Source organism: Nocardiopsis lucentensis DSM 44048, from assembly GCF_000341125.1.
Classification (GTDB): Bacteria; Actinomycetota; Actinomycetes; order Streptosporangiales; family Streptosporangiaceae; genus Nocardiopsis; species Nocardiopsis lucentensis.
Genome location: NZ_ANBC01000441.1, coordinates 1 through 878 on the forward strand (window position 1 = coordinate 1; position 878 = coordinate 878).

Sequence of the window (878 nt, forward strand, 5' to 3'; positions counted from 1 at the left end):
GCGTGGGGCCTGGTGGTGGCCGGGCTGCTCACCGGCGGTCTGGTCGCGAGCCTCTTCACCGTCGCGTGCGCGGCCACGGTGGTCTGCCTGTTCGCTCTTCGAGGCGCGGCCTTCGGCGCCGATCGGCTGGTCGGCGCCGACCACTGCGACAGCGCGGACGTCGCGGCCCGCGCGACGCGCCCGCTGGCCCGGGTCGGTGCGGGTCTGACGGTCGTCACCACCGTCGCCGCCTTCCTTCCCGGGGGCCCGGCGGGCGGTGCGCCGGTCGTGGCGGCGGCCCTGGCGGTGGTCCTGCTCGGCGCGCTGGTGATGACGAGCGGGTTGAGGGGGCCGATGCTGTCGCGGCACACGTCGGCGGTCGCGATCGCGGTTCCGGGCGCGCTGGTGGCGCTGACGGCCGGCCTCCCGACGGCTCCGATCCCGGACACGACCGCCGTGTTCGTGTGGTCCTGGCTCGCGCCCGTGGTTCCGGTCATGGTCCTGGGACAGGTTTGGCTCTACCGAATGACACGCCGGCCGGCAACGGAGCCCACCTTCTTCGCCTGACCGAATCCTCGATGAAAGACCAGTTCAGATCGGGTTCACAAGGAAAAGTTCGGCAGGCGGTCCGGGCGGGTGCGGCCTGTCGAGGATGTCCGGCGGGTTGGAGGGGGCGGGCGTGGGGCACCTCTGTCGTCGGGATACGTGCCCGTGGCGCCCCCTGCGAATCAGGGGCTGTGATGTGATCGGCCACGGGCACCGTCGAGCCCGGAGGAGGGACCGTGACTCACCCCCTGACCACGCCCCCGATGCTGAGCGGATGCAACTGCGGTTCCGGTTGCGGCTGCGGTTGCCAGAGCGGCGGCTCCTGCAGCTGCGGCGGGAGCTGCGGCTAGAGC

1 pseudogene is annotated in these 878 nt (G+C 72.7%); it reads left to right on the forward strand.

Annotation, left to right across the window (positions count from 1 at the left end):
• Positions 1-546: pseudogene (locus tag D471_RS34610) on the forward strand (cytochrome d ubiquinol oxidase subunit II); the annotation flags it as partial.
• Positions 547-878: the final 332 nt, after the last annotated feature.